The sequence below is a fragment of the Rathayibacter sp. AY1A4 genome (assembly GCF_002930955.1).
Taxonomy (GTDB): Bacteria; Actinomycetota; Actinomycetes; order Actinomycetales; family Microbacteriaceae; genus Rathayibacter.
On record NZ_PSTN01000019.1, the window covers coordinates 1 to 26,454 of the forward strand.

Genomic DNA, 26,454 nt, shown 5'->3' on the forward strand with positions numbered 1-26,454 from the left:
GAGACCCCGCCCGCCCCCTCCGACGACGAGATCGTCGCCGCCGTCGGGCCACGGCTCCGGCGCCTGCGCACCCGCCGCGACCGCACGCTCGCGTCCCTCGCGGCCGAGACCGGCATCTCGGCGAGCACTCTCTCGCGCCTCGAGAGCGGCGGCCGCCGCGCAACGCTGGAGCTGCTCCTCCCGATCGCCCGCGCCCTCGGGGCGCCGCTCGACGAGCTCGTCGGCGCCGCGCCGGAGGATCCCCGCGTGCACGGGCGGCCGGTGCGCCGGAACGGCATGCTCATCCAGCCGCTCAGCCGCGACGCGGGCGCGCTCCAGGCGTTCAAGCACACGCTCCCGGCCGGGCCGGTGACGGAGCCGGCGGAGCAGCGCGCGCACGAGGGCTTCGAGTGGCTCTACGTGCTGAGCGGGCGGCTCCGCCTGCGGCTCGGCGAGCACGATCTGGTGCTGCCGGCCGGCGAGGCCGCCGAGTTCGACACCCGGGTGCCGCACTGGTTCGGCCGCGCCGACGAGCAGCAGGTCGAGTTCCTCAGCCTCTTCGGCCGCCAGGGCGAGCGGATGCACGTGCGAGCGTCCACGCGCCGCTGAGCGCGGTCACGCCTCGCCGAGCACCTCACGCGCGAAGCCCTCGGTGCGCGCCCGCAGAGTCGCGACCCGCTGCGCCCGCGCCGCCTCGAGGTCGAACCCGATGTAGGCCACCGACGGGCGCCGCCGCACGTTCACCGAGCACTCGAAGCGGGAGCAGACGAGCGTGCCGAGCGAGTCCCCCGCCCGCCCGGCCGCTCCGGCCTTCCGCGCCCCGAAGAAGACGACGTCGTTCGGGAGCTGCACGTCGCGGCACCACGAGCACTGCGCCCGCGAGCGCGGTAGGGCGTCGGCCTGGGTGAGCAGGACCCCGACGAGGCGCTCCTCCAGCGGCACGACGACGTAGGCGCGGCGGCCCATCCTCCGGTCGCGCCAGCCGAGGTGGTCGATGACCGACCAGTCCAGCGCGTCGAAGTCCTTCGGCAGCGCGAGATCGGCGACCTCCTTGCGGGAGGCGTTGACGAAGGACTCGCGGATCTCGGTCTCGGTCAGTGGCTGCATGGCGCTTCCGAGCCTAGGCCGGGATCAGCCCAGGTGGGCGACGGCCTCCTTCGGAGCCTGGGCGAGGAACTCCTCCTTCTTCACCCGGATCATCGCGACGGCGACGACGGAGGCGACGACCAGCCCGATCGCGGCCGCGACGAAGACCGCGGAGTAGCCGTCGACGAAGGCGACCGGCGACTGCTGCTCGCCCGCGACTCCCGCGTAGAGGGTCGTGAAGATCGACAGCCCGATCGAGCCGCCGATCTGCATGGCGGCGTTCGCGGTCGCTCCGGCGGCACCGGCGTCGTGGGCCGCGACTCCGGTGAGCGCGAGGTTCTGCAGCGGCACGAAGACCATCGCCATGCCGACGCCCAGGAGGATCAGCGCGGGCAGCACCTCGAGGGGGTAGCCGCCGTCGGGGGTGATGCGGCTCAGGTAGAGGAGCCCGGTTGCCGCGATCAGCGGGCCGACGATCATCAGCACGCGCGGGCCGGTGCGCGGCAGCAGCTTGGCGGCGACTCCGGCGACGATCATGATCGTCACCGTCATCGGCAGATTGGCCAGGCCCGCCTCGAGCGGCGGCAGGCCCAGGACCAGCTGCAGGTGCAGGGTCAGGTAGAGGGTGGAGCCGATCATCACGCTGCCGACGATCGCCTGGACCAGGAAGGCTCCGCCGCGGACGCGGTCGGCGACGATGCGCAGCGGCAGCGACGGGTGGTCCGAGCGGGCCTGGATCCGCACGAAGAGGGCCAGCAGCAGCACGCCGACGAGGAGGAAGCCGAGGGTGTCGACGCGGAGCCAGCCCTGCTCGGCGAGGGTGAAGCCGTAGACGACGCTCGCGAGCCCGAGCGCGACGGTGATCGTCCCGGCGACGTCGAAGCGGTTGCGCCCCTCCGCGCGGCTCTCGGTGACGAGCAGCTGGCCGGCGATCGCACCGACCACGACGACGGGGACGTTGACGAGGAGGCACCAGCGCCAGTCGGCGAACTCGGTGAGCAGCCCGCCCAGCACGAGGCCGACGGCGGCGCCCGCTCCGGCGACCGCTCCGAAGACGGCGAAGGCCGTGCCCCGCTCGCGGCCGGAGGGGAAGGAGACGGTGAGGAGGGCCAGAGCGGCCGGAGCGAGCAGCGCGGCGAAGGCGCCCTGCAGCCCGCGGGCGGCGATCAGCTCGGTGCCCGAGGTGGCGAGGCCGCCCCAGGCGGAGGCGGCGCCGAAGCCGATCATGCCGATCAGGTAGGTGCGCTTGCGGCCGGTGTAGTCGGCGATGCGGCCGCCCAGGAGCAGGAGCGCGCCGAACGCGAGGGCGTAGGCGGTGACGACCCACTGGCGCTCGACGTCGGTGAGGCCGAGGTCGGCCTGCGCGGCGGGGAGGGCGATCGTGACGATGGTGCCGTCGAGCACGACGACGAGCTGCGTGAGCGCGAGGATCACGAGCACCCACCAGCGGCGGGCGGAGGAGGGAGCGGACGGGGAGGGCATGGCGGCCTTTCACACGGAGCGGAGCGGGACCGGCGGGTCCGGATCCGAGCCGCGTCATCGGGGCCGAACTACCCCAACCAGTTGGTTGGGCGAAGAAGAGTGTATCGTTCGAGCGCCCGGAGGTGAACCATGGAGCCGACATCCGATGCGGCGCTGCCCGCGCGCGAGCGGATCCTCCGCGCGGCCTCCGTCGAGTTCGCCGCCCACGGCTTCGCGGGCGCCCGGGTCGACCGTGTGGCCGCGGCCGCGGGTCTGAACAAGGAGCGGCTCTACGCCTACTACGGCGGCAAGCGCGGCCTGTTCGTCGCGACCGTCGTCGAGGCGCTCGGCGCTCTCGACGAGACGCTCCTCGCCGAGGCGGCGGACCTCCCCGACCTCGCGGGCCGCATGTTCGACCATGTGTGGGAGCACCCGGAGTTCCTGCGCCTGCTCACGTGGGCGCGCCTGGAGGGAGCCGGCGTCTGGGAGGAGGCCGGCGAGCAGCTCGGCGGGGTCCCCGCCCCCGAGGCCCGGGTCCTCGAGTGGCAGCGCACCGGCGTCGTCAACGCGAGCTGGTCCGCCGACGACCTCTTCATCGCCCTCCTCGGCCTCTGCGAGATCTGGCACCTCACCCCCTTCGCCTCCCGGGGCGGGGAGGAGACGCGCGACCGCCGCCGCGCCTTCGTCGTGCACGTCGCGCAGCTGGTGGGCGCACCGCGCTGAGGCCGACCCCTCCCCCGGCAACGGAAGCGACGTCGGCATCTCCGATCCGGACGCGGTGGACGGGGCGGCTCATCCCTCCGAGCCGGAACCCGACGGATCGGAGGGGAGTGGGAGGTCCCACGGATCCGGCTTCGGGACGACCCCTTCATCACCCGGAAGGACCGCGCCCGCCGCGCGCTGAGCCTCGTCCTCGAGGAGGAGTGATTCGAAATCGCCGGGCGCGCACGGCATCTCCGCCCCGATCATGTACATCTCCTCGACGGCGCCGGTGACGAAGCTCGCCCGGAGCACCGGTCCGCCCTGCCCGTAGACCGTCGGGCGCGGAGTCGAATCGGTCACTCTCACCGTCATCCCCAGCGACTCCCAGTAGTCCGCGACCTTCCGCGCATCCCCCTCGACATCGGTGCCCGCCGGGGCCCACCAGTCGTAGCTGTAGCTCGCACCGCTCACCCGGTCGCCGGGGCCGCACACATCGGGCCTGGCCGCGCCACTCCGCGGCCACCACCCCTCCACATCGAGCCGCCCCGCGGAGTCCCGCACGAACCCCACCACCCGGTCCCGACCCTCCCGAGGACTCATCGTGCTCACCGGTCTCGCCTCCTTCTCCGTTGCACATGCGGTCATCGACATCACCAGCAGAGCCGCGACCGTCAGCGTGACGCCCGTCCGCTGAGGAGAGCCTCTACCCGCCATGGGAGGCTCCCACGACCGCCTTCTGGAAGGCGGTCGGTCCGAGCGGCCGGTTCTCGGTCAGCCGGTCGAGTCGCCGGGAGACGGCCCACGCCGCGTTCTGCAAGGACTCGGTGTTCTTGTCGAGATACCCCGCGAGATCGCCGTCGTCGCTCTTCAGTGAAGCGTGATCCGTCACGATCCTCCCGGCGTCGCCTCCGGTCTCCACACCGAAGACGCGCGCGCCGAAGTCCTCGTCAGCGGGATCCGTGTGGTGGTTCCAGCTGAAGGCGCGGCCCATCCACGCGGCCTCGTCGCCGCTCTCGGTCTCGCCGAGGTACTTGTCCCGCGCCTGCCCCGCGAAGACGGATTCCGCGTGCAGGTCGCTCGCCTCGTCGACGCTGTCCGGGAGGCCGGCCGAGCCCAGCGTCACGACGACCCCGAGCTCGACGTCCGAGCGCGAGGCGGCGACGGCCATGACGGTGCTGCCGTAGGAGTGGGCGACGACGTTCGGCTTCGGCAGGTCGTCGCCCCGGACCGCGGAGAGCCCCTGGACAGCCGAGGCGAGTGCGGCGCCGCCGGCGACCGCCTGGTTCGAGGTGAGGACGTCCATGCCGTTCCCGCCGAGCCGCGCCATCGGCGGGGTCTCGTAGCCGATCCAGGAGATGACGGCGCTGCCGGGCGGGAGGAGCGACTGCAGATTCTGCGACGCCTTCGTCCATCGGGTCATGCTCTCCGTCGTCTGTCCCATCCCGGGGACGGCGTAGGTGACGTTCGTGGCGGTGTCGGGATCGCCGATCGAGACGGCGGCGAGCGGAGGCTCGTCGGCGGTCAGGGAGATGAGGAAGCGCGGGTCCTGACCGAGACCGCGCCGGAGCGATGCCCGCACGTCCCTCAGCGCCACCAGCTGCGACTCCACCGCCGCGAGTCGCTCCCTGTCGCCCGCCTTCCCGCGCAGGCCCGCCGCCTCGCTCCTCAGCGCCGCGATCCGCGCCCTCAGCGCCCTCTCGTTCGCCCTCACCCGGGCGCGGTAGGGAACACCCTCCAGATTCCCGATCACCCCGGGCAGACCGGCGACCAGCGCCTCCTGCTGCGGCGAGAAGCGCGCGCCGTCCGTGGAGTCGAGGCTCCGCCACCAGTCGTTCACGAGGGTCGGAGCCAGTCGCCCGAGGCGGGCCGCGAGATCGGGCGACGCGGCGAGGAGTGTCGCGAGATCGTCGGACGAGAGCGCCGCGAGGGAGTCGAGCAGGCTCCGGCCGCCCCGGGGCCGCGCCAGGGTGCCGACGGCGTCGAGGACGGGAACGGAGAGCGCCGCTCCCCCGGCGGCGGTGAAGGCCAGGGAGATCTGCTCGACCCAGGTCGCGTCGGCCGCACCGATCGACAGCAGCTCGCGGAAGCCCCGGAGCACCGAGAAGGACTCGACCGGCGCCCACGAGCAGCGGTTGCCGAAGGCTCCCCAGGCGGCCATCAGATCCTGGAGCCGGGAGCGCATAGCCTCGTCCGCCTGCCGGGTCTGTGAGACGAAGACGTCGAGACGCTCGGGGTCGGCGGAGGTCGTGCCTCCCGCGGCGGAGCCGCCCGGGGACGTGCGGGGCACCGACCGGGGGGAGAACAGCGCACGGATCGGCGGAGGCACGACCGGCCGATCGGACGGCGGCCGGTCGACGACCTCGTCGACGCCCGCCGCGAGGGCCGCGACCGGATCGAGGCGGCGCTGCTGCTCGCGCTCGTCCGCCCGCCGCTCCCAGGCCGCGTACTCCTCCCGGCGCCGACGCTCCTCCTCGGCCTTCCGTGCCACGAGCCGAACCGTGTCGGCGAGCTCGTGCAGCTCGGCGCTCAGCCGACCGCGATTCTCCCTGTCGCAGACGCAGACCCGGCGGAACAGCTCGGCGTACGCGCCGCGGAACTCGCCCAGCGCGTACTCGGCAGCGACGGACCTCAGCAGCCCCTGGGAGGCGAGCGCCTCCGCCGCCTCGTCCGAGGCGCGGACCAGCTCCGCCGCTGCTGCATGGTTGAAAGAGAACAGGGTCATCGCCTCCTGAGTGAGAACATCTCAGGAAATGTAGAACGACCACGACGGCGTCGGCACCGGGTGGCGCGAGACGGCACGCGGTCAGCGCGCCCGCGCCGCGTCCGGCGGCACGCAGAAGTGGCGCGGACCCCGTCGGTCCGCGCCACTCGTTCAGATCACGCGGCTCACTCCGCCGCGGTCAGCCGCTCCAGATATCCCGCGAACGCGCGCAGGTCCTCCTCGGGCCAGGCGCTCAGCGCCTCCTGCATCCGCTGCCGCTGACGGCCGCCGAGGTCGCGCATCCGCTCGCATCCGGCCGAGCTGAGCGAGAGGAACCGCGCTCGGCCGTCGGCGGGATCGGAGGTCATCTCGACCAGGCCCAGCTCGGCGAGCTGGCGGGCCTGGCGGCTGATCGCGCTGCGGTCGACCCCGAGCCGCTCCGCCGCGGCTCCGGAGTGGACCGGACCGCAGCGCTCGAGGATCCGCAGCAGCCGCAGTCCGAAGGGCGGCAGCGCCGGGTCGATCGACGCCGCCGCGTCCCGGACGGCGAGGCGCACCTGGACGGCGAGCACGGTGATCTGCTCCTCGACCTCGTGCAGCGCCTCGGCCGAGGGCGCGGCGGCGGGCATCAGGAGCGCTCGATCACGTCGACCGAGCCGGTGGGAGCGGCGTGCCGGGCGTGCCCGACCGGCTCCTCCTGCCGCTCCTCGTCGGCGTGGCGGCCGTGTCCGGCGGGAGTGGCCTCGCGACCCTCCCGGGCGTGCGTCGCGTCGTCCGTCCGCCGGGCCTGGCCGACGGGGCGGAGCGCCGCCTGGCCGTCCGAGGCGGCGATGAGGGCGTCCTCCGCGGCCTGCAGCGGAGTGGTCGGCTCCGCCTTGAGCTGCACCGCGTTCTTCGAGCCGAGACTCACGTTGGGCAGGAGGACGACGGCGATCAGCGTGACCACGGCGAGCGGGATGCTGTAGAGGAACACGTCGCCCACGCCGATCCCGTAGGCGCTCTCGACCACGACGCGCACGGCGTCGGGCAGGGTCGCCGGCTGCGGGATCGTGCCGCTGCCCAGCGCCTGCGCGGCGAGAGCCTGGTCGGCGGGAGCGAGACCCGCGATGCCGGTCTTGATGCGGTCGGCGATCACGGTGCCGAGCATCGAGCCCAGGACCGAGACTCCGACGGTGCCGCCGAGGCTGCGGAAGAACGTGACCGCGCTGGTCGCGACGCCGAGGTTCTTCACCTCGATCGAGTTCTGCACCACCAGGACGAGGTTCTGCATCAGCATGCCCAGGCCGGCGCCGAGGACGGCCATGTAGATCCCGACGAGGACCAGGTCCGTGTCGTAGCGGAGGGTGCTGAGGAGGGAGGTTCCGATCACGGCGAGCACGCCGCCGCTGATCATGATCGCCTTCCACTTGCCGGTGCGGGAGATGATCCCGCCGAAGATCGTCGACGCGATCAGCAGGCCGGCCATCATCGGGATGGTGAGCAGGCCCGACTGGGTCGGCGTGGCTCCGCGGGCCAGCTGCATGTACTGCGCGAGGAAGACGGCGACGCCGAACATCGAGACGCCGACCGAGATGCTCGCCACGACGGCGAGGCTGAAGGTGCGGTTCTTGAACATCCCCATCGGGATGATCGGCTCAGCCACGGTGAGCTCGGTGATCACGGCGGCGATCAGCAGCACGACGGCACCGCCGACCATGACCGCGGTCTCCCACGAGGCCCAGTCGAAGTCCTTGCCGGCGAGGGAGACCCAGATCAGCAGGAGCGAGACTCCGCCCGCGATGAGCACGGCGCCGAGGTAGTCGATCCGCACCTTGCGCTTCGGGTGCGCGGGGAGGCGGAGGGTCATCTGGAGGAGGACGATCGCGACGATCGCGACGGGCATCGCGATGAAGAAGTTCCAGCGCCAGCCGAACGCGTCGGTCACGACGCCGCCCAGGAGCGGGCCGCCGACGGTGCCGATCGCCATCACGCCGCCGAAGAGGCCGGCGTACTTGCCGCGCTCACGGGGGCTGATGATGTCGGCCATGATGATCTGGCTCAGCGCGGCGAGTCCGCCGGCGCCCAGGCCCTGGAACACGCGGAAGACGATCAGCATGTTCGTGTCCTGCGAGAAGCCGGCCAGAGCGGAGCCGATGACGAACAGGCCGAGGGCGAGCTGGATCAGCAGCTTGCGGTTGAACAGGTCGGCGAACTTGCCCCAGAGCGGAGTGGAGACCGTGGTCGCGAGCAGGGTCGCGGTGACGACCCAGGTGTAGGCGTTCTGGTCGCCCTTGAGGTCGGAGATGATCCGGGGCAGCGAGGTCGACACGACCGTGCCCGCGAGGATCGAGACGAACATGCCCAGCAGCAGGCCGCTGAGCGATTCGAGCACCTGGCGGTGCGACATGGCGCCGTCCGGCCCGGCGGGGGCGTGCGGCGCGGTGGTTCCGCGCGATGCGGCGCGGTGTTCGGGGTGTGACATGGGCTCCTCTTCAGCACGGCGGCGGTTCTAGTTGACTGCGATCAACTATTGACCGAGAGCAACTATATAGCCGGGCGTCACGAATCTCCAGTGGCACTCTGCTGCCGTCCAGGCGCCGCTCCGGCCGCGCCTATCCTCGGAGCATGGACAACATCGATCGGAAGATCCTCGATCTGCTGCGCCAGAACTCCCGCGCGGGCTACGGCGACATCGGCGGCGTGGTCGGGCTCTCCGCCTCCGCGGTGAAGCGCCGCGTCGACCGCCTCGTGGCCGACGGCGTGATCCGCGGCTTCACGATCAAGGTCGACCCCGCGGTCGACGGCATGGCCACCGAGGCCTACGTCGAGCTCTTCTGCCGCGGCACCGTCGCTCCGGACGAGCTCCGCCGCATCCTCTCCGCGGTCCCCGAGGTCGTCGACGCGGGCACGGTCACCGGCTCCGCCGACGCGATCGTCCACATCCGCTCGCGCGACATCCCCAGCCTCGAGCTCGCCCTCGAGAAGGTCCGCATCGCGCCCAACGTCGACCACACGCGCTCCGCGATCGTCCTCTCCCGCCTCATCCAGCGCAGCGAGGCCTGACGGATCGCGCCACCTCCTCGACGAGCGTCGCGACCGCCTGGTACTTCATACCTGTATGGTGAATCCAGGAGGGCGAGCATGAGCGACAGGGAACAGGCCGGTACGGCGGCACGACGGAGACGGCGCATCTGGCTGATGCTGCCGGCTCTGTTCGTCGGCGTCCTGGCCGGGCACCTCGTCGCGACCGCGGTGGGCGCCGAGGATCCGTGGGACGTCGTGGTCACCGCCGCCGTCGCGGCAGCGGTGGCGTCCGTCGTCCTCGCCCTCGTCGACCGGCGGCGCTGAGCCCTCCCTCCTGGATCGGAATCCGAGGGAGGGAACGACGATGGAACGACAGAGGACGAGCACGGCACTGGTCGCGGCGGCGGCCGCTCTGCTGGCGGTGCCGCTGTTCACAGCGCAGGCCGCGCACGCCGAGCCGGCGAGGCAGGAGACGAGCAGCCGGGTGCACCTCGAGGCGCGGGGCGGATCGGCGTCGACGGTGACCTTCGACGTCACCGACGGCACGCGGATCGTCGAGCTGGCGGGCGGCGGGGTCGGCTTCACGGACGGCGCCGAGACGTCCGACGCACTCCCGGAGAGGATCGACGTCGGACGCGGCCGCACCGTGTCGGGCCACTGGTCGATCGACGACTCCGACACGCTCACCTTCCACTTCGCCCCGGACTCGGCGTCCCGCTCGGCGGCGGGCGGCCTGCACCTGAACAGCGACTGGAGCTCGCCCGAGTGGGGCCACTGCGTCGCCGGGAGCGGCGTCAGCGGTGCCGCGACCGGCGGGGTGATCGGCGCGATCTCCGGTCCCGGCGCGATCGCCTCCGCGACCGGCGGGCTGCTCGCGGGGATCATCGGCGGAGCGATCACCTGCTGAGCGCCGCCTCCTGAACGACCCGGATCAGGTGGGCGCGTCCGCTGCGGCGTGGACGCGCTCGCCGCCGATCCAGGTGCCCAGCACCCGGGTGTCCCCGATCGCGCCGGGGTCGCCGGCGAAGGGATCCCGGTCCAGCAGGGCGAAGTCCGCCGCGAGTCCCACGGCGATCGAGCCCGACTCGCCCTCCAGGCCGTTCACCCACGCCGAGCCGGCCGTGGAGGCGGAGAGGGCGGTGGCGAGGTCGAGGCGCTGCTCCGGGAGGAACACCTCCTCGCTCCACCCCGGCTCGCGCTCGCACGGCGCCGAGAGCCGGTTCACCGCGACGTGGATCGCGGCGAGCGGGTCGGGCGTCGACACCGGCCAGTCGCTCCCCGCGGCGAGCACCGCGCCCGAGCGGAGCAGGTCGCCGAACGGGTACTGCCACGAGCCGCGCCGCTCACCGAGGAACGGCAGCGTCAACTCCACCATCTGCGGCTCCAGCGAGGCCCACAGCATCTGCAGGTTGGCCGCGACGTCGAGCGCACGGAAGCGCGGCAGGTCGTCCGGATGCACGACCTGCAGGTGGGCGAGGTGGTGGCGGTTGCCGCGGCGCCCGTTCGCCTGGATCGCCCGCTCGACCGCGTCCAGGCACTCGCGTACGGCACGATCGCCGATCGCGTGGAAGTGCACCTGGAACCCGGCCGCGTCCAGGAGCGGCACGGCCTCGTTCAGGAGGCGCGGGTCGACCATCGAGAGGCCGTCGCCGTGACCGTGGCCGCCGTGCCCGTCGAGGTAGGGCTCGAGCATCGCCGCCGTGAAGTTCTCGGCGACCCCGTCCTGCATGATCTTGACGGTCGTCGGCGCGAAGCGGTCGGCGGCGAGCGCCGCGCGCCGCTCGACGAGCTCCGGGATCTGCTCGACGCCGCGGCCTCGGTCCCACCACAGCGCACCGCGGACGCGCCCGGTCAGCTCGCCGCTCAGCGCCGCGCGGCGGTACACCGGACCGGGGTCGCCCACATCGCCGTAGGAGCCGATGATCGCGTCCTGCCACGCCGTCACTCCGAACGAGTGCAGGGTCTCCTGCCCGAGGAGCAGCGCCCGGTGGAGCTCGTCCGCGCTCGCGGGCGGGAGGTGGCGGCGGACCGCGTCCATCGCCCCCTCGTGCAGGGTGCCGGAGGGGGTCCCGTCGGCCAGGCGCTCGATGCGGCCGTCGGCGGGGTCCGGCGTCGTGCGGTCGATCCCCGCGAGGCGCAGTGCGGCGGAGTTGACCCAGGCACCGTGCCCGTCGGCGTTGGTGAGGAAGGCGGGCCGGTCAGGGACGACCGTGTCGAGCTCGCGGGCGGTCGGGGTGCCTCCGGGGAAGTCGGGCAGGTTCCACCCGCCGCCGAGGATCCACTCCGCTCCGCTCTCCCGAGCCGCGTACTCGGCGACCGTCGCCAGGTGCTCGGCGGGCGACCCTCCCGCTCCGAGCCAGCAGCGCAGCAGCGCGGCGCCGCCCCAGACCGGGTGCACGTGGGCGTCCTGGAAGCCGGGGACGAGCATCCGGCCCTCGAGGTCGACCACCTCGGTGCGCGGCCCGATCAGGTCGGAGGCGTCGGCGCCGACCGCGACGATCCGCCCTCCGACGACAGCGACGCCGTGCGCTCGGGAGCGCACGGCGTCGGCGGTGAAGACGGCGCCGCCGGTCAGGACGAGATCGGCTGCGCGCACGGGTTCAGAAGCCCGCGGGAGCGAAGGCCTGCGTCATCAGGGAGAAGAGCGACACCGTCCAGCCGATCGCGATGAGGAACGACACGACCACGACGCCGAGGAAGACCCAGAGCGGGAGGAGTCCGCCGCCGGTCACGCGCTTCACGACCACGCTGCGGCCGATCACGTAGACGTAGGGAGCGGCGAGGAAGGCCCACGCCCAGTGGAACGGACGCTGCAGGCCGGCTCGCTTCAGCTGGCGCCAGTCGAGGAAGGCGAAGACGACCTCCGCCGCGTAGATCAGGAAGCCGACGACCTGGAGCACGCCGAGGCCGACGAGGTAGGCGGTCGACATCCCCATCGAGGAGCTCGGCCCGTAGGTCGAGGCCATCGACGAGTCGACGATCGCGCTCGGCGGGAGGAGGAAGATCGACAGCGCCGAGAGCAGCGGCAGGAGGACCACCACCCAGATCCACGGGGTGGACGTGACGATGCTCGTGTCGCGCTGCTGCACGGGTGCTCCGGGAGCCGCGGCGTAGGCCGGGTACTGCGGCTGCTGCTGGCCGTAAGGCTGTTGCTGCTGCTGGCCGTAGGGCTGCTGGCCGTACACCTGCTGGCCGTACTGCTGGGGAGCCTGCTGGCCGTAGCCCTGCTGCGGCTGCTGCTGGCCGGAGGGCTGCTGCGGCTGCGGCTGCTGACCGGCGCCCTGCTGGCCGTAGCCCTGCCCGTAGCTCTGCTGCGGGTCGGCGGACGACGGCTGCTGCGGATACCGACCCGAGGCCGACTGCCCGTAGCTCGTCGCCGCTCCGCTCGACGTCTCCCCGTAGGCGGGACGCTCGGCGGGCGGCGCGGGCGGAGTCGGTGCGGTCGGCGGAACGGGAGTCGCGACGGCCTGCGCCGACCCGCTCCCGGCCGGGGCGGTGGGAGTGGCCGCCGGCGCGTCGCGGAGCGACTCCGTCCAGCCGGTCCCGTCCCACCAGCGCTGACGGGACGAGCCCGCCGGGTCCGGGTACCACCCGGCGCGGGGTCCGGAGGCCTCGCCGCCCGTGCTCGCGCCCTGGTCCGTGCCGGTTCCGTTGTCGTCCGTCATGGCGTCCTCCACTCCCCTCCGGGCGTCTGCCCGCGATCTCGGACCACCGTAGCGCCGCGACACGATGCATGGCCTGAGGGCGGGCTGATCGCGCGCTGTCCGAGCGCTGTCCGCACCGGCAGGCGCCGGAGGCCGCCGACCGCCAGGATGGACGCATGCCCCACCTCCTCCGAGCCCGCGCCGCCCTCTTCGATATGGACGGGACGCTCGTCGACTCGACGGCCGTCGTGGAGACCATCTGGGGCGCCTTCGCCGAGCGCTTCGCTCTCGACCACGACGCGGTGCTCGGCGCCGTTCACGGTGTCCGCGCCGCCGACAGCGTCCGCCGCTTCGCTCCGGCCGGCAGCGACGTCGACGCGATCGTCGCGGAGCTCGACGCATACGAGCTCGAGCACACCGAGGGCACCGTCGAGATCCCCGGCGCGACGGCGTTCCTCGCCTCACTCCCCCGCGAGCGCGTCGCCCTGGTCACGTCCGCGAGCCCGGCACTGGCGGCCGCCCGTCTGGCCGCGGCGGGCGTCCCCTCCCCCGACACCGTCGTCACCGCCCACGACGTCGCGAACGGCAAGCCTGCTCCCGACGGCTACCTCGCCGCCGCGGCCCTGCTCGGCGTCTCCCCCGAGGACGCGCTGGTGTTCGAGGACGCCGAGGCCGGCATCCGGGCGGGTCTGGACGCCGGCATGCGCGTGATCGTCGTCGGGAGCCACGAGAGTGCGAGCACCCGGGGGCTGCCCCGGATCGCGCACTACTCCGACGCGCACGCCGCGCTCGAGGGCGACGAGCTCGTCGTCACCCTCGGCGGGCCTCAGTAGCGGATCGCGTCGATCACCTTCACCCGCACGGCGACGATCGCCGGCACCAGGCCCGCGAGCGCGCCGACGAGGGTCGCCGCCCCGAGCCCGAGCAGCGCCGCCTCGGCCGGGAAAGGCGGGATGTCGGCGATCCCGTTGTCCTGCACGAAGGCCACAGTCCAGGGGTTCGTGACGAGGATGACCGCGATCGTCACGCCGACCACTCCCGCGACGACGGTCGCCACGACGCTCTCCATCATGATCGAGAAGAAGATGCGGCCGGAGGAGGCGCCGAAGCTGCGCCGGATGCCGATCTCGCGGATCCGCTGCCGGACGGTGACCAGGGCGATGTTGAGCAGTCCGAGCGCGCCGAGCGCCAGCACCAGGCCCGCCACGCCGCCGATCACCCAGGTCAGCACGCCGAAGGGGTCGGAGTCGTAGACCAGGTAGTCCTGCCGGTCGACCGACACCTCGAAGTCGGATCCCAGGGCGCCGGCCACGTCGCGCTCCACCGCTGCGGCGAGGGGCTCGGCCAGGTCGAGCGGCACCCACATCTCGTAGTTCGGCACGCCCTGCCCGCCGAACTGCGGGTCGGCGTCGCGGGCGACCGCCGGGTAGGCGTCCGCGAGCATCATCATCGACGGATCCGTCTCGAACTGCGAGGAGGGAGTCACGCCGACCACCACGCCCGTGACGTCGCGCTCGGAGCCGAGCAGGGTGACCACCGGGTGGGTGCGCAGATCCGGGCTCCCGATCCGCTCCCAGAAGCGCTCGTTGACGACGAGTGCGGGAGCGAGGCGCTGGGAGTCGCGGGCGGTGAACCAGGAGCCGTCCACGATCTTCAGCCGGTGCATCTCGGCGAAGGGCTGGTCGACCGCCTGCACCGCGACGTCGACGGCGCCGTCGGCGAACTGGACGCGCGCGCTGCCGTAGGTCGAGCGGCTCGCGTAGGTGATGGAGTACCGCTCCAGCGCACCGGTCCACGCGGCCTGGAGTGCGTCGGCATCCACCTCGGCGGTGCCGGTGCCGGAGGTGTAGGCGGAGAGGAAGAGGCTCGCCGGGCGCCCGCTGGAGCGCTCGGCCTGCTCGATGCTGGCCTGGCGGGCGATGCCGCCGGCGGCGACGACCGCGGTCAGGGCGGCGACGGCCACCGCGACTCCGATCAGCGAGAGCAGCACGCGGCCGCGGTGGATCCGCAGCTCGGTCCACGCCTCGACGATCGCGCCGGCGATCCCGACGAGCACGCGCATCAGACGACCACCGCCTCGGCGACGGGGCCCGCATCCGCGGTCGAGCCCAGTCGGCCGTGGTCGAGCCGGTAGTGGCGCTCGGCCCGCGCCGCGATGGCCGGGTCGTGGGTGATGGTGACCAGCGCGGAGCCGGACTCGCGGGCGATCTCGTCGAGCAGGCCCATCACGCTCTCGCCGGTGTCGGTGTCGAGGGCTCCCGTCGGCTCGTCGGCGAGGATCAGCCGCGGTCGGCGCACCAGGGCGCGGGCGATCGCGATCCGCTGCTGCTCGCCGCCCGACATGCGCCCGGGCATCGAGTCCACGCGGTGCCCGAGGCCGACCCGCTCCAGCATCTCGGCCGCGAGGTCGCGGCGGCGCCAGAACTCCGATCCGGTCGCGTAGAGCAGCGGCGTCATCACGTTCTCGCGGGCGGTCCGCCCCTCCAGCAGGTTGAACTGCTGGAAGATGAAGCCGATGCTGCCGCCGCGGATGCGCGCGCGGGCCCGCGAGGACAGGGTCTCGGTGGGAGCACCCTCGAGCAGCATCCGCCCCTCGGTCGGCTCGTCGATGAGTCCGAGGATGTTGAGCAGCGTCGACTTGCCGGAGCCGCTGCGCCCCACGACCGAGACGTGGTCGCCCTCGCCCACCTCGAGATCGACGCCGTCGAGGATCGTCAGCGGCGGCGCATCGGGCAGCGGGACGACCTTGCGGATCCCCTCGAGCCGGAGGATCGTCACGAGCAGAAGACCGAGCCGTCGGGCTGCGCGATGCAGTCGCCGCCCAGCTGGACGTCGGGAGCAGCCTCCTCCGCGCCCGGCACGAACTGCAGGAGCTCGGCGCCCTCCTCCACTCCGCCGGTGATCTCGACGGAGCTGCCGTCGGTGAGTCCCAGCGTCACCGGGACCTCCTCGGTGCTGCCGTCGTCCGCCCGGCGGAACACGACGCCGGACTGGGCGGTGCCCTCGACCGCGGTGGTCGGCACGACGAGGACGTCCTCCGCCTTGCCTCCCGCGAGCGTCACCGAGGCGGCGAGCCCGGGGAACACGGTGACCTCCGTCGGCACCTGGCAGGTGAAGCTCGTGCCGGAGGCGCCGGTAGAGGTTCCACCGCCGCCGCCGTCCGTCGCTCCGCCGGTCGTGCCGCCCTCGCCGGCTCCGGCGAGAGGGGTGCTGATGGTGAGGTCGGTGCAGGTGAAGCCCGCGGGCCCGCCGGTGATCGCGACCTGCGCCTCCGTCGGCCGGTTCTGGATGCGGTAGAGCTGCTGCGCGTCGATCGTGCCGGTGACGGCGTAGCTCGGCGGCGCGACCTGTCCGGTCACCTCGCCGACCGTGACGGCCTGGTCGTGGATGACGCCGAGCGCGCTGAGGGTGCCGCCGGTCGCGGCGTAGACCCGCTCGAAGCGCACGGAGGGCTCCTGCTGGGTGAGGGTGACGGCGCCGTCCGGGCCGGTCGTCTCGACCGGGTCGCGCGGAGTCTCGACGCGGATATCGTAGATGAGATCGCCCGACGCGACGGCCGCGCCCTGCTGCACGTAGACGTCGTCGACCGTTCCGGCCGCCGTCGCCTTCAGCGGCACGGCGGGGTCGGCGGCGACGGTGCCCTGGAGGGTGAGGTCGTTGGTGACCGTGCCGCGGGCGACCGTGACGGTCGGCTCGGTGATCTCACCGGTCGGCTGCGTCGGATCGGCCTCGGCCGCGCCGTCCGGGAAGAACGCGATCTTCACCAGGGCGATGCTCGCCGCTCCGATGATGACCATCCACACGATCGGGAACACCCAACGCCGAACCGCACCCATCAAGTCCCCCGACTCCGCTTCCAGGGCGCTCCGCCGTGGGGCGCCGGAGGCAGCCTATCCGGCGGGGAGGTCGCGTCACGGACCGTGGCGCGCCCGTCAGCCGGCGAGCGCCGCGACGATCGAGGCGACGCGGCGCGCCCTCGTCTCGGCGGCCTTCGCGCCCTCGACCGACGTGACGTGGGCCTTCCGCGCGCTGGGCGAGAGCGCGGCGAAGCGCTCCGCAGCGCCCGCCGAGGCCAGCGCGGACGCCAGGTCCTCCGGCACGACGACCTCGCGCGGCGCGGTGTCGAGCTCGATCACGACGTCGATCGCGTCACCGCCGGCGAGCTGCGTCTCGCGGCGCTTCTCGGCCGAGAACGGGATGAGCGCGCGTCCGCCCATTGCTCCGACCGTGCTGGTGAAGCGGTAGCCGTTCACCGTCACCGCGACGGCGGGACGCTTGCCGCCGCCGAGTGCCTCGAGGACCTCGGGCGGCACCTCGATGCCGGTGTTGTTGCCGATCCGGAAGAGCGTCGTGGTGAACTGCACGAGGCGATGATGGCACGGACTCCCGCGTGTCGCGCGGCCGATCGCTGTACTGACGCGGAGGGCCGTCGACTCGATCCTCGTCGACGTCCCGTTCACGGATCCGGAGCGCTCGAGGGCGTTCTCCCCGGCGCTCGGCCGGACCCTGGATCCTCTGTTCAGCCCTGAGTCCGCTGTTCAGCGACGACGCCGCCAGCTCCGTCGCCTCCGAGCACGTGTCCGCGATGCTCCTCCCGCACCCCTCCTTCTCGACCTCCAGGTCGAAGGAGATCGTCGACGCGCGCTCCCGGGTGCAGGGCCTCTTCGCGGTGAGCGTCGGCAGCCGGGAGGAGGTGGGCGAGGTGCTCGGGAACGGGCCGGCCTCCGGCGGCGCCGAGCCGGTCGCGGTGCAGGACCTCGGCTCCCTGTGGGCGCGCGGCTTCGAGGACCCTGACGGGCCTGTCCGGGAGTTCCTGTGCACGGATCCGGCCGCGGCCGAGGCCGGTCCGCCCCGGGAGCGAGGGGTCGGTGCGCTCAGCAGGAGCGGGTGTCGGGGTCTCCGAGCGAGGAGCGCACGGCGTCGACCGTCATCCTGCCCTCGGGGTCGAGCCGGGCGAGCATGCGCGACATGATGTCGGCCAGCTGCGGGATCTGCTCGGCGTCGAGCGGATCGATGACGTCGGCCAGCACGGTCGCGACGTGACCGGGCGCCGTGTCGACGATCTTCTGGAGGCCGGCGTCGGTGAGTACCGCGTTCGTGGCGCGGCCGTCGGAGGCGCAGGGGCGGCGCTCGAGGTAGCCGCGGGCGACGAGGCGGGTCACCACGTGCGAGAGCCGGGGCAGGGTCGCGTTGGTGCGGGCGGCGAGCGTGGTCATCCGGAGGGCGCGGTCGGGCGCCTCGGACAGCATCGCCAGCGTCAGGTACTCGAAGTGCGTGAGCCCCGCGTCGCGCTGCAGCTGCGTGTCGAGGGCGCCCGGCAGCAGTTCCACGACCGCGATGAAGCGCAGCCAGGCGTCGAGCTGATCGGGCGTCAGCCAGCGTGTCTCGGGCGCACTCATCCCCCCACCCTACCCACTACTTGCCGCGACAAGTAAGTCCCCCGCGCCTCGTCGAGCCGCGTCCCGGGGCTCCGTCGGGAGGCCGACCCGCGCCAGCCTGATCCCACCATCGTCGCGAGCACCGCCCCCGAGGCGAACCAGCGATCCGCATGCGAGCGGATCGCTGCAGCCGTACGCACCCGCTCCTCAGACCGCACCCCGTCGCGAAGCCGACCGCGCCACACTCGATCCACACCATCCCCGCAAGCACCGCCCCCGAGGCGAACCAGCGATCCGCGTACCAGCGGATCGCTGTAGCCGAACGCCCCCCGCTCCTCAGAACGCCCCCCGTCGAGAAGCCGACCGCGCCACGCCCGTCAGGGACGGGCGTGGAATCGACTACAGCACGTCGTCGCTCAGATCGATCGGGTTGCCGAAGCGGTGGTTCGTGATCGAGATCGCCTGCTCGCGGAGGAAGGGCAGCAGTTCGACGCGGCCGGCGGGGGTGACCGGGTCGGCGTAGACGGCGGTGTCGAGGGCGCCGCCGAGGGCTTCGGCGAGGGCGGTCGCGAGGGGGACGCGGGATCCGTCGGCGCGGGTGAGCGGGACCGGCTTGCCTGTGCTGCCGCGGGTCATGCCGGCGACGACGTCGGTGAAGGAGCCGGTCGAGTCGGACGATCGGCGGACCACGGCCTGCTGTCCGTGCGTCGGGCTGCCGGGGGCCTGCGGGCCCGCGTAACCGTCGACGCGGTCGGAGACGATGTCGCCGATGATGCGGATGCGCGGGGCCGTGATGCGGCCGGCCGCGGCGCGCTCGAGCCACTGGGCGTCGGTCTCGACGACGATGCGTGGGACGAGGCCCGCCATCTCGGCGAGCTCGTCGCCGCCGAGCATCTCCTGAACCCGCGGCGGGAGCGGGAGGGACGTGGAGATGTCCATCCGGGAGCGGGTCAGCAGGCCGGCGGCGATGACGCGGAGGAGCTCTCCGAGGTCGCCGCCGTCGGCCAGGCGCAGCGCGATCGGCACGCGGAGGTAGCGGAACAGGTTGCGCTCGACGCCGACCTTCGAGATGTCGGTGACGACTCCGAACTCGGTCGCCCAGGCGAGCTGGTCGGAGAGTGCGGAGCGGCGGAGCAGGTCGAACTGCTCGAACCGGAGCGAGGACTGGGCCGCCTCGATGAACTGGCGCGCGCGGTCGTCGAGGCCGCGCAGGTGCAGCGTCGAGGAGGAGCGCGCGGGCGAGGGCTTCCAGGAGCCGAGGCCGATGAGGTGGTTGGGTCCGCCCGCCTTCGCGCCGCCGCCGACGGACGAGCGCTTCCATCCGCCGAAGGGCTGGCGCCGGACGATCGCTCCGGTGATGCCCCGGTTGACGTAGAGGTTGCCCGCCTCGACCGAGTCGATCCAGAGGGCGAGCTCGTCGGCGTGGAGGGAGTGGAGCCCGGCCGTGAGCCCGTACTCGGTGCCGTTCTGCATCCGGACGGCGTCCTCGAGGGTCGCCGCGTGCATGATCCCGAGCACCGGGCCGAAGAACTCGGTGAGGTGGACGTAGCTGTCCTCGGTGACGCCCTCGCGGATCCCGGGCGACCAGAGCGTGCCGCTCTCGTCGAGGCGCTGCGGCTCGACGAGCCACGACTCGCCTCCGCCCAGCGTGGTGAGCGCGTGCAGGAGCTTGCCGGTGGGCTCCTCGATGAGCGGCCCCATCACCGCCGACGGGTCGTCGGGCCGGCCGACGCGGAGCGACGTGACGGCGTCGACCAGCTGGGCGCGGAAGCGCTTGGAGCGGGCGACCGAGCCGACCAGGATCACCAGGGAGGCGGCGGAGCACTTCTGGCCGGCGTGCCCGAAGGCGCTGCGGACGATGTCGGCGACGGCGAGGTCGTAGTCGGCGTGGGGAGTGACGATGATCGCGTTCTTGCCGCTGGTCTCGGCCTGCAGTGCGAGGCCGGGCCGCCAGGAGCGGAAGAGGCGGGCGGTCTCGTAGGAGCCGGTGAGCAGCACGCGGTCCACGAGGGGGTCGGTGATCAGCGCCCGTCCCAGCTCCTCCTCGTCGAGGTCGACCAGGGCGAGGAGCTCCTGCGGGATGCCCGCGTCCCAGAGCGCCTCGACGAGCACAGCCGCCGAGCGGCGGGCCTGGGGCGCCGGCTTCACCACGACTCCGGAGCCGGCGGCGAGCGCCGCGAGGATCGATCCGGCCGGGATGGCGACCGGGAAGTTCCACGGCGGAGCGACGACGGTGACCCGCGCGGGGACGAAGGTGGCCCCGGTGACGGCGTCGAGCTCGCGGGCGCGGGTGGCGTAGTAGTGGGCGAAGTCGATGGCCTCGGAGACCTCGGGGTCGGCCTCGGCGATCGTCTTGCCGGTCTCGGAGGCCATCACCTCGATCAGGCGGTCGCGGTTCGCGGCGAGGACGAGGCCGGCGCGGTCGAGCACGGCCGCTCGGTCGTAGCCCAGGCGCTCGCCCCAGCGCTCCGCGCGGCGGGACACCGTGCGCAGCACCTCCTGGAGCTCCGCCTCGGTGCTCACGCGTGCGGCGTCGGCCGTGCCCGCTCCGATGGTCGACCCGGCGATGCGCTCGGTGATCAGGCGCGCCCAGCGTCGGTTGCCGGGGAGGGCGGGGTCGGTGTCGGGCTCGTTGTGGAAGCCCGCGGTCGCGGCGGCGGCACCGGAGCCGCGGCTGAGGCCGAGGACGGCCTGCGTCAGGCCCGCGGCGGCCGGGTCCTGCGCCCGCTCGCCGGCGCGGGCGTGCTCCTGCACGAGGCGGCGGCCGGAGCCGGAGGACCACTCCCGCAGGCGGTCCTGCGTGCGGTTCGGCGGCGGGACGGAGTCGTCGAGGGCCTCGAGCGAGGCGCGGAAGCGGCCGAGCTCCCGCTGCAGCACCTCCTCGTCGTCGAGGCGGAACGCGGCCGACAGGAAGTTCTCGGGGCTGCTGTTCTCCTCGAGCCGGCGGATGAGGTACGAGATGGCCACGTCGAACTCGTGCGGGTGCACGACGGGCGTGTAGAGGAGGAGGCGTCCCACGTCCTCGCGGACGGCGCGCGCCTGCCCGGTCGCCATCCCGAGCAGCATCTCGATCTCGACCGCGCCGGTCACCCCGCGCTCGGTCGCCGTGAGCCACGCCCAGGCGAGGTCGAAGAGGTTGTGCCCGGCGACGCCCACGCGCACCGCGTCGACGCGCTCCGGCCGCAGGGCCCGGTCGAACAGGCGCTTGTAGTTCGTGTCGGCCTCCACCTTGCTGCCGACGGTCGCGAGCGGCCAGTCGTGCAGGGCCGCATCGACCCGCTCCATCGCGAGGTTCGCGCCCTTCACGACGCGCACCTTGATCGGGGCTCCGCCGCGGGCCCGGCGCTCCTGCGCCCACTCGGTCAGCTCGTCGAGCACGCGGACGGAGTCGGGCAGGTAGGCCTGCAGGACGATGCCCGCCTCGAGGTCGAGCATGCCCGGCTGCTCGAGGAGGCGCCGGAACACGGCGACCGTCAGATCGAGGTCGCGGTACTCCTCCATGTCGAGGTTGATGAAGGTGGGGTCGGCTCCGGACGCGGCGGCCTGGTAGAGCGGGGTGAGACGCTCCACGACGCGGTCGACCTCCTCCTCGAAGGCCCACATCGACAGCTGGCTGATGACGCTCGAGACCTTGACGCTGACGTAGTCGACGTCCGGCCGCTCGAGCAGGCGGAGGGTCCCCTCGAGGCGGCGGCGGGCCTCGCGCTCGCCGAGCACGGCCTCGCCGAGGAGGTTGAGGTTGAGCCGGTCGCCGCCCTCGCGCAGCGCGGCGACGGCCGCGCCGAGACGCGCCTCCGAGGCGTCGACCACGAGGTGCCCGACGAGGCGGCGGAGGACCCGGCGGGCCGCGGGCACGACCACCCAGGGCAGCACGGGGCCGACGGCGCCGCCGGTGCTGATCGCGGCGCGCAGGTAGGAGGGGAGGAAGGCGGGCGTCTTCGCGGTCAGCGCCGCGAGGTTCTCGGCCGCGACCGAGAGGTCCTCGGGCCGGGCGACGCCGTCGACGAACCCGACGGTGAAGTCGAGTCCGTTCGGGTCCTGGAGCACGCCCGCGAGCCGCTGGGCGGCGGGCTCGACCGGGAACTCGCCGCTGCGCGCGATCCAGCGGCGGACCAGGGACTCGACGCGCTCGATCATCGGGCGGTCGTCGACCTCGGGCTCGGCGGCGGCGGGCGCGGCGTGCTCCGACTCCGACGCGGCGTCGGGCCCGCGCACGACCTCGTCCTCAGCGTCGCGCACGACCTCGTCCTCGTCCTGGATCTCGGACTCGCTCACGGCCTCGTCCTGAGCGTCGCGCACGACCTCGTCCTCGTCCTGAACACCGGACTCGCGCAGGTCCTCGTCCTCAGCGTCGGACTCCTGCTCGTCCTGAGGCTCGGCCACGTCCCCGCTCACGGAGTCGCGCGCCTCGCCGGCCTCGACCTCGTCGTCCGACTCCGTGCCGCCCTCCGGCGTCCGACCACCGACCGTCGCGTCGACGCCGCTCCGCACGGCCGCGTCGTCGGGCTCGCGCTCCGGGTCGCTGCCGGGCACACCTGGGGTCGTCGACTGCTGCATCCTCCGAGGCTAAGCCCGACCCGCCGCCCGGACGCGGCGTGACGCGGTGGTCGCGCCGACTCGCCCGCGAGCCGCCCCTGTGGAGGAGCGGATCAGTGCCGGCGGTGGTCCTGGATGGTCATCCGCGGGCCGTGCCGCGGCTTCCTCGCTCCGCTGCAGCCGATCAGCCGGATGACCCGCTGCCGGTGCCCGCGCCACGGCTCGAGGAGCTCGAGCATGCCGTCGTCGTCGACCCCGAGCCGGCCCGTGAGCGCGAAGCCGACGGCCGCGGCCAGGTGGTAGTCGCCCACGCTGACCGCGTCCGGATCGCCGTGGGCCCGCATCATCACCTCGGACGCCGTCCACGGCCCGATCCCCGGCACCGACTGCAGCCGGCGGGCGACCTCGTCGCCGCCCCGCCCGAGCGCGAGGGTCCGCTCGAGGCCGGAGGCGACGAGCGCGGCGGTGAGGACGGTCCGCGAGCGCCGCGGATCCACTCCCGCGCGGTGCCAGTCCCACGAGGGCACGCGCCGCCACTGCTGCGCGCTCGGAGCCACGTGCAGAGCGACCGGCCCCGGGGCGGGCTCCCCGTGGAGGCGCACCAGCACCCGGTAGGCGCGCCACGCCTCCGTGCTCGTGACCTTCTGCTCGAGGACCGACGGCACGAGCATCTCGAACACCAGGTTCGTGCGCGTGAGGCGCAGGCCCGCCGAGCGGCGGAGCACCTCGGCGAGCGGCGCGTGGGCCGACAGGTCGAGCCCGCTCCAGTCGTCGCCGTGGCCGAGGAGCTCGGGGACCGCGTCGATCAGCCACTCCGCTCCCCCGCCCCAGGCGCTCGCGTGGACCGCGCCGTCCGCCGCCTGCCGCAGATGCAGCGTGCCCGGGCCGAGCGGCGTGCGGAACGCCCGCCAGAAGCCGGACGCGTCGAGGAGCATGGTCGGGTCGCCCGAGCCCCGCAGCAGCGTGCGGAGGGTGAGCGCGATGCTCACCGGCTCCGACGGCGCGTAGACCGTCGCCCAGGAGGGCTCGGGAGCGGGGGCGGGGATCGACACGCAGTGATGCTAACCGGCGGCTCCGACACCGGATCGGACGCTCCTCCGCAGAACCCCCATCCACGACGTGTTCGGAGCGACACGCCCGGCGGATTGGTTCAGACGGCGTGAACACATGCGCGGATCCGATCGCCCGTTTCCACTGGTCAGCAGGTCGATCCCGGGCGTAGCTTCGCGCTGTCGCGGCGGCGCTCCAGCCGCCCGGCACCCGCCTATCACTGGAGATGCGCACATGTTCGACACGACCTTCATCCGCAACGCGATCGTCAAGAGCTCTGAGACCGCTCTCGACCGTCGCCGCTTCTTCGAGGCCACCGGCGTCGCCGGCCTCGGCATCGGAGCCGCGGCCCTCGCCGCGCCCACCGCCTCCGCCGAGGAGGTCGCTGCCAGCGGCCCCAGCGACGCCTCGATCCTCAACTTCGCCCTCAACCTCGAGTACCTCGAGGCCGAGTTCTACCTCCGCGCCGTCTACGGCACCGGCCTCGGCGGCTCGGACGTGACCGGCAAGGGCACGCCCGGCGGCGTCATCGGCGGCCGCCCCGTCGACTTCAAGACCCCGTGGCTGAAGAGCTTCGCCACCGAGGTCGCGAACGACGAGAAGGCCCACGTGCAGTTCCTGCGGGCCGCGCTGGGCACCGCGAAGGTGGCCCGCCCGGCGATCAACCTGAAGGACAGCTTCAACTCCGCCGCCGTTGCGGCGGGGCTGATCAAGGCCGGTCAGTCGTTCGACCCGTTCGCGAGCGAGTCGAACTTCCTGCTCGGCGCCTTCGTCTTCGAGGACGTGGGAGTGACCGCCTACAAGGGCGCCGCCCCGCTCATCCAGTCGAAGACCTACCTCGACGCGGCCGCCGGCATCCTCGCGGTGGAGGCGTACCACGCGGGCGCGATCCGCTCGGCGATCTACGCCGCCGACCTGTCCGACTCGGCGAACAAGCTCTCCGACGCGCGCGACAGCCTCGACGGCAAGACCGACCTCGACCAGGGCGTCAAGGTCAACGGCCAGGCGAACATCGTCCCGACCGACGGCAGCTCCATCGCGTTCAGCCGCACCCCGGGCCAGGTCCTCAACATCGTGTACCTGAACCCCGCGGCCGGCACGCGCACCGGCGGATTCTTCCCCCGCGGCGTCAACGGCGAGCTCGTCACGACCTAGTCCCACCAGCACCGAGCACGACGACGGGCCCTTCCTCGAGGCGGCGAGGAGGGGCCCGTCGTCGTCCGCGTGCACATCCGTTCACCGGGTCCTCTAACCTGAGCGGGTGAAGATCGGGATCCTGACCTCCGGTGGCGACTGCCCCGGCCTCAACGCCGTCATCCGCGGTGCCGTCTACAAGGGCATCAAGGTCTACGACCAGGAGTTCGTGGGCTTCCGGAACGGCTGGCGCGGAGTGGTCGACGGCGACCTCCTGCCCCTGGGCCGCCCCGAGATCCAGGGCATCGCCAAGCAGGGCGGCACGATCATCGGCACCAGCCGGACGAACCCCTTCGAGGGCGAGAACGGCGGCCCCGAGAAGATCGCCGAGATGATGGACCGCAACGGCATCGACTCGATCATCGCGATCGGCGGCGAGGGCACCCTGGCCGCGGCTAAGCGCCTCACGGACGCGGGCCTCAAGATCGTCGGCGTCCCGAAGACCATCGACAACGACCTCGGCGCCACCGACTACACCTTCGGCTTCGACACCGCCGTCGGCATCGCGACCGACGCGATGGACCGCCTCCGCACCACCGGCGACTCGCACGGCCGCTGCATGGTCGCCGAGGTCATGGGCCGCCACGTCGGCTGGATCGCCCTGCACTCCGGCATGGCCGCGGGCGCCCACGTCATCCTCATCCCGGAGAAGCGCACCTCCCTCGACAAGATCGTCGAGTGGGTGCAGAGCGCGCAGGACCGCGGGCGCGCACCGCTCGTCGTGGTCGCCGAGGGCTTCTCGCTCGACACGATGGACGACGCCCACTCCGAGCGCGGCCTCGACGCCTTCGGCCGGCCCCGCCTCGGCGGCATCGGCGAGCTGCTGGCTCCGCTCATCGAGGAGCGCACCGGCATCGAGACCCGCGCCACGACGCTCGGCCACATCCAGCGCGGAGGCACGCCCACCGCGTTCGACCGCGTCCTCGCGACCCGCCTGGGCATGGCCGCCATCGACTCCGTCGTCGCCGAGCACTGGGGCCGCATGGTCGCCCTGCGCGGCACCGACATCTACCACGTGGACTTCGCCGAGGCGCTCGGCACCCTCAAGACGGTCCCGGACGCCCGCTACGAGGAGGCGCGCACCCTCTTCGGGTAGCGCGCGCTCCCCGCGGAGCGGGTCAGCCCTTCGCGCCGTCCGGCGTCGCCGTGGCGACGATCTGCGCCCGCGCAAGGGTGTGGAAGTGCGCGTTGAAGCCGAGGATCGCCGGCGTCGACTCCGGGTCGAGGTCGAGCGACTCGACGTCGAGGGCGTGCACCACGAAGAAGTAGCGGTGCTCGCGGTCCGGCGGCGCCGCTCCGACGAACTGGCGCAGCCGCATCTCGTTGGGCAGCGTCTGCGCGCCCGCCGGGAGCAGCTCGAAGCCGGCGGCTCCGGCTCCCGTGGGGAGCTCCGTGGTGTCGGCCGGGAGGTTGTAGACGGCCCAGTGCCAGAAGCCGGAGCCGGTGGGCGCGTCGGGGTCGAACACCGTCACGGCGAAGCTCTTCGTCTCGGCGGGGGCTCCCGACCAGCGCAGGTGCGGCGAGACGTCCTCCCCGCCGGAGCCCTCGCCGTAGTGGCGGGCGGACAGGGGCGCACCGTCGGCGATGTCGTCGCTCTCGAGCGCGAAGGTCGGCACCTCGCCGAGGCGGGCGTAGGGGTCGTAGGTCCAGTCGGACATCCGGTTTCTCCGTTCGGGAAGGGCGGGCGGGGGCCCGCGCCCTCAGCCTAGGAACCCGGCGG

Annotated in this window: 24 protein-coding genes; 8 read left to right on the forward strand and 16 right to left on the reverse strand. The window is 73.2% G+C overall.

Going from position 1 to position 26,454, the window contains the following annotated elements; genetic code table 11:
* Positions 1 to 30 precede the first annotated feature (30 nt).
* The gene (locus C5B92_RS11855; RefSeq protein ID WP_104340722.1) at positions 31 to 588 is read left to right on the forward strand and encodes a helix-turn-helix domain-containing protein; all 558 of its coding nucleotides are present in this window, start codon (positions 31 to 33) and stop codon (positions 586 to 588) included.
* 6 nt (positions 589 to 594) lie between these two features.
* On the opposite strand, the gene C5B92_RS11860 is transcribed toward C5B92_RS11855, so the two are convergent.
* Positions 595 to 1,086 (reverse strand): FBP domain-containing protein, encoded by a 492-nt coding sequence (locus C5B92_RS11860; protein WP_104255323.1) that lies wholly within the window; start codon positions 1,084 to 1,086, stop codon positions 595 to 597.
* 24 nt (positions 1,087 to 1,110) lie between these two features.
* Positions 1,111 to 2,547, reverse strand: a complete 1,437-nt coding sequence (locus C5B92_RS11865) for an MFS transporter (RefSeq protein ID WP_104350426.1) — start codon at positions 2,545 to 2,547, stop codon at positions 1,111 to 1,113.
* Between the two features lie 129 nt (positions 2,548 to 2,676).
* On the opposite strand from C5B92_RS11865, the gene C5B92_RS11870 reads away from it, so the two are divergent.
* Positions 2,677 to 3,249 (forward strand): TetR family transcriptional regulator, encoded by a 573-nt coding sequence (locus C5B92_RS11870; protein WP_104255325.1) that lies wholly within the window; start codon positions 2,677 to 2,679, stop codon positions 3,247 to 3,249.
* 69 nt (positions 3,250 to 3,318) lie between these two features.
* Here the strand turns inward: C5B92_RS11870 and C5B92_RS11875 are convergent, their stop codons facing one another.
* The 4 genes from C5B92_RS11875 to C5B92_RS11890 form a co-directional block, all read right to left on the reverse strand.
* Entirely contained in the window at positions 3,319 to 3,837 is a 519-nt protein-coding gene (locus C5B92_RS11875; protein WP_104255326.1) for a hypothetical protein, read from the reverse strand.
* A 94-nt stretch (positions 3,838 to 3,931) separates the two neighbouring features.
* Entirely contained in the window at positions 3,932 to 5,950 is a 2,019-nt protein-coding gene (locus C5B92_RS11880; RefSeq protein WP_104326911.1) for an alpha/beta hydrolase, read from the reverse strand.
* Between the two features lie 164 nt (positions 5,951 to 6,114).
* Positions 6,115 to 6,558: a MarR family winged helix-turn-helix transcriptional regulator gene (locus C5B92_RS11885; protein ID WP_104237641.1), complete on the reverse strand. Its 444-nt coding sequence runs from the start codon at positions 6,556 to 6,558 to the stop codon at positions 6,115 to 6,117.
* Positions 6,558 to 8,315 (reverse strand): MDR family MFS transporter, encoded by a 1,758-nt coding sequence (locus tag C5B92_RS11890; protein ID WP_104255328.1) that lies wholly within the window; start codon positions 8,313 to 8,315, stop codon positions 6,558 to 6,560. The genes C5B92_RS11885 and C5B92_RS11890 overlap by 1 nt, the downstream gene beginning before the upstream one ends.
* A 218-nt stretch (positions 8,316 to 8,533) precedes the next feature.
* Between C5B92_RS11890 and C5B92_RS11895 the strand changes: the two genes are divergently transcribed.
* The 3 genes from C5B92_RS11895 to C5B92_RS11900 all read left to right on the forward strand — a co-directional run bounded on the left by C5B92_RS11895 (position 8,534) and on the right by C5B92_RS11900 (position 9,839).
* Positions 8,534 to 8,971, forward strand: a complete 438-nt coding sequence (locus C5B92_RS11895) for an Lrp/AsnC family transcriptional regulator (RefSeq protein WP_104222855.1) — start codon at positions 8,534 to 8,536, stop codon at positions 8,969 to 8,971.
* A gap of 78 nt (positions 8,972 to 9,049) precedes the next feature.
* The gene (locus tag C5B92_RS16935; protein WP_146076614.1) at positions 9,050 to 9,256 is read left to right on the forward strand and encodes a hypothetical protein; all 207 of its coding nucleotides are present in this window, start codon (positions 9,050 to 9,052) and stop codon (positions 9,254 to 9,256) included.
* A 40-nt stretch (positions 9,257 to 9,296) separates the two neighbouring features.
* Positions 9,297 to 9,839 (forward strand): hypothetical protein, encoded by a 543-nt coding sequence (locus C5B92_RS11900; protein WP_104222856.1) that lies wholly within the window; start codon positions 9,297 to 9,299, stop codon positions 9,837 to 9,839.
* A 24-nt stretch (positions 9,840 to 9,863) separates the two neighbouring features.
* Here the strand turns inward: C5B92_RS11900 and C5B92_RS11905 are convergent, their stop codons facing one another.
* Complete coding sequence (locus C5B92_RS11905; RefSeq protein ID WP_104255329.1) at positions 9,864 to 11,528, reverse strand: amidohydrolase; 1,665 nt, start codon at positions 11,526 to 11,528, stop codon at positions 9,864 to 9,866.
* 4 nt (positions 11,529 to 11,532) lie between these two features.
* On the reverse strand, positions 11,533 to 12,597 hold the full coding sequence (locus C5B92_RS17540; RefSeq protein WP_219814350.1) for a DUF2510 domain-containing protein: 1,065 nt from the start codon (positions 12,595 to 12,597) through the stop codon (positions 11,533 to 11,535).
* Between the two features lie 155 nt (positions 12,598 to 12,752).
* Here C5B92_RS17540 and C5B92_RS11915 point away from each other — a divergent pair, with 155 nt between their 5' ends.
* Positions 12,753 to 13,409 (forward strand): HAD-IA family hydrolase, encoded by a 657-nt coding sequence (locus C5B92_RS11915; RefSeq protein ID WP_104226157.1) that lies wholly within the window; start codon positions 12,753 to 12,755, stop codon positions 13,407 to 13,409.
* On the opposite strand, the gene C5B92_RS11920 is transcribed toward C5B92_RS11915, so the two are convergent.
* The 7 genes from C5B92_RS11920 to C5B92_RS11950 form a co-directional block, all read right to left on the reverse strand.
* Positions 13,403 to 14,638, reverse strand: coding sequence for an ABC transporter permease (locus C5B92_RS11920; protein WP_104255330.1), 1,236 nt, complete (start codon positions 14,636 to 14,638; stop codon positions 13,403 to 13,405). The genes C5B92_RS11915 and C5B92_RS11920 overlap by 7 nt on opposite strands.
* Positions 14,638 to 15,354 (reverse strand): ABC transporter ATP-binding protein, encoded by a 717-nt coding sequence (locus C5B92_RS11925; RefSeq protein WP_104249893.1) that lies wholly within the window; start codon positions 15,352 to 15,354, stop codon positions 14,638 to 14,640. The genes C5B92_RS11920 and C5B92_RS11925 overlap by 1 nt, the downstream gene beginning before the upstream one ends.
* Positions 15,351 to 16,373, reverse strand: a complete 1,023-nt coding sequence (locus tag C5B92_RS11930; RefSeq protein ID WP_146079306.1) for an efflux RND transporter periplasmic adaptor subunit — start codon at positions 16,371 to 16,373, stop codon at positions 15,351 to 15,353. Before C5B92_RS11930 ends, C5B92_RS11925 begins: the two co-directional genes overlap by 4 nt.
* Positions 16,374 to 16,508: 135 nt before the next feature.
* The gene (locus tag C5B92_RS11935; protein ID WP_104350427.1) at positions 16,509 to 16,940 is read right to left on the reverse strand and encodes a YdeI/OmpD-associated family protein; all 432 of its coding nucleotides are present in this window, start codon (positions 16,938 to 16,940) and stop codon (positions 16,509 to 16,511) included.
* Positions 16,941 to 17,450: 510 nt separating this feature from the next.
* Complete coding sequence (locus C5B92_RS11940; protein ID WP_104233099.1) at positions 17,451 to 17,975, reverse strand: MarR family winged helix-turn-helix transcriptional regulator; 525 nt, start codon at positions 17,973 to 17,975, stop codon at positions 17,451 to 17,453.
* A gap of 378 nt (positions 17,976 to 18,353) precedes the next feature.
* The gene (locus tag C5B92_RS11945; protein WP_104326922.1) at positions 18,354 to 22,091 is read right to left on the reverse strand and encodes a proline dehydrogenase family protein; all 3,738 of its coding nucleotides are present in this window, start codon (positions 22,089 to 22,091) and stop codon (positions 18,354 to 18,356) included.
* Positions 22,092 to 22,603: 512 nt separating this feature from the next.
* Entirely contained in the window at positions 22,604 to 23,542 is a 939-nt protein-coding gene (locus C5B92_RS11950) for a DNA-3-methyladenine glycosylase (protein ID WP_258061387.1), read from the reverse strand.
* Positions 23,543 to 23,774: 232 nt separating this feature from the next.
* On the opposite strand from C5B92_RS11950, the gene C5B92_RS11955 reads away from it, so the two are divergent.
* Both C5B92_RS11955 and C5B92_RS11960 read left to right on the forward strand, forming a co-directional pair.
* Entirely contained in the window at positions 23,775 to 24,695 is a 921-nt protein-coding gene (locus tag C5B92_RS11955) for a ferritin-like domain-containing protein (protein WP_104222865.1), read from the forward strand.
* 106 nt (positions 24,696 to 24,801) lie between these two features.
* On the forward strand, positions 24,802 to 25,830 hold the full coding sequence (locus tag C5B92_RS11960) for a 6-phosphofructokinase (RefSeq protein ID WP_104255334.1): 1,029 nt from the start codon (positions 24,802 to 24,804) through the stop codon (positions 25,828 to 25,830).
* Between the two features lie 22 nt (positions 25,831 to 25,852).
* Here C5B92_RS11960 and C5B92_RS11965 read toward each other — a convergent pair whose 3' ends face one another.
* Positions 25,853 to 26,392: a YbhB/YbcL family Raf kinase inhibitor-like protein gene (locus tag C5B92_RS11965; protein WP_104222867.1), complete on the reverse strand. Its 540-nt coding sequence runs from the start codon at positions 26,390 to 26,392 to the stop codon at positions 25,853 to 25,855.
* Between the last annotated feature and the right edge of the window lie 62 nt (positions 26,393 to 26,454).